This window comes from Actinomadura sp. RB99 (genome assembly GCF_014706005.1).
Lineage (GTDB): Bacteria > Actinomycetota > Actinomycetes > Streptosporangiales > Streptosporangiaceae > Spirillospora.
In genome coordinates this window covers 1-624 of record NZ_JABMCA010000205.1, presented here as the reverse complement: position 1 = coordinate 624, position 624 = coordinate 1, and the positions used below count along the sequence as shown (strand labels likewise).

The window sequence follows — 624 nt, the reverse complement described above, 5'->3', positions numbered from 1 at the left end:
CCTCGCCGCCGCGGGCAGCGACGCGGAGCGCGTCCGCCTCGCGCTCGATGACCTGGGAGCTGACGCGACCCCCGCCGCCGTCCGTGACTGGCTCACCGCGCGCGGCGCCAGCGTCTCGGACCCGTACCTGTCCACCTGCATCAAGCGCGAGCGGCGGCGGACCGCCGACCGCGAAGGCGGCGACACCTTCGCCGCCAGTCAGTGACCAACCAGCACAGGGGCGGTGCCCACGGCTGGACACCCGGCACCGCCCCTGACCGCCTCACACCAGGAGTGATCAGCATGGACATCCTATGGACCGTGTACGGCGGCAGCGTCGTGACCGCGTTCGCCTCCGGGATGACGGTCGGCGCGCTCGCGTTCTCCCCGCGACTGCTCGCCCGGTACTCCCGGCCGGTCCCGCCGCCGCCGTCCTCGCCGCCCGCGCTGCCCACCGTCGTCTACGTCGCCGCCTCGCCCGTTCCGCCGCCGATCCCCGCGCCTGTCGCGGAATATGACGGTGCCATTTACCCGCGTCAGGGCGTACCGTTGATCATGCACCCCGCGCCGATGTCGCCGTCGGGGTCGGCGGCGGCGTCGGAGACCCCCGACGACCCCCAGGAGCGTCCCTGATGCAGCGCCTCG

General features: G+C 74.0%; 2 protein-coding genes. Both read left to right on the top strand.

What is annotated here, in order from left to right; all coding sequences use genetic code 11:
- Positions 1-205: hypothetical protein (locus amrb99_RS49585; protein ID WP_190869051.1), on the top strand; the 205-nt coding region annotated here is incomplete at its 5' end.
- Between the two features lie 77 nt (positions 206-282).
- Positions 283-612 carry a hypothetical protein gene (locus amrb99_RS49580; protein WP_190869050.1) on the top strand — a complete coding sequence of 110 codons (330 nt, stop codon included), beginning with the start codon at positions 283-285 and terminating at the stop codon, positions 610-612.
- The last annotated feature ends 12 nt before the right edge of the window (positions 613-624 follow it).